General features: G+C 36.9%; 2 protein-coding genes. Both read right to left on the bottom strand.

Translation table 11 applies throughout. The features are described from left to right. The coding region (locus tag KP705_RS16015; protein ID WP_215764954.1) for a hypothetical protein at positions 1-195 on the bottom strand (195 nt) is incomplete at its 3' end. After that, positions 192-639: hypothetical protein (locus tag KP705_RS16010; protein WP_215764953.1), on the bottom strand; the 448-nt coding region annotated here is incomplete at its 5' end. The genes KP705_RS16010 and KP705_RS16015, both read right to left, overlap by 4 nt.

Raw genomic sequence — 639 nt, 5'->3', positions numbered from 1 at the left:
AGCTTCTAAATCCTGACCAAAAACGAGAACCGGCTTGCCTGGATTTTCAACATGCAAACAGGCATCCGGATTTCTCCGGGTAGCCTCATCTATAGTCTCTTTAATATTCCACTTCTTAGACTTCGTTGCCTTGTCGGAAGGCTTTACAAGCACTTTACGACTCAGCATCTCAAAATGTGCGAATTGATAACTCATGACAACGATCCAAAAAATTTCTCGCAAATCGTTGAGAGTCTTCTTTTAAAATCATCAGACGTACAATTTTCCAAATCTAAATTATCGATACTCGAATACAAACCATCCTTGTCACATTCTTCTAAATCTTTAACCCAAAGGCGTATCTCATCTTTATTGTCATTAACAAAAACACACTCGTAAAAAAAATAATCCTCGTCATAGTTCAAATATTCGTTGAATCTTAAAAAACCATATCCCCTGCTTTCTATGTAATCCAAAAACAAAGAAGAATGCKAAGGAAGACAACGCAAATAATCTCTATAACTTTTCACATCCTTCACAGGAAAAKAATGGTCAATATAATGGTCATGCAAACAAGTCATGATATCGTMAGGCTTTTCCCAACCGCAATAAACCTCGACCCCATTCCCAAACATATAACGAATAGCCTTGGTCTCATAA

The organism is Gluconobacter sp. P1D12_c, from assembly GCF_018812105.1.
In the GTDB taxonomy this organism is placed as follows: Bacteria; Pseudomonadota; Alphaproteobacteria; order Acetobacterales; family Acetobacteraceae; genus Gluconobacter; species Gluconobacter oxydans_A.
The sequence above is the reverse complement of the archived record's forward strand: the minus strand, read 5'-3'. Positions and strand labels throughout refer to the sequence as shown.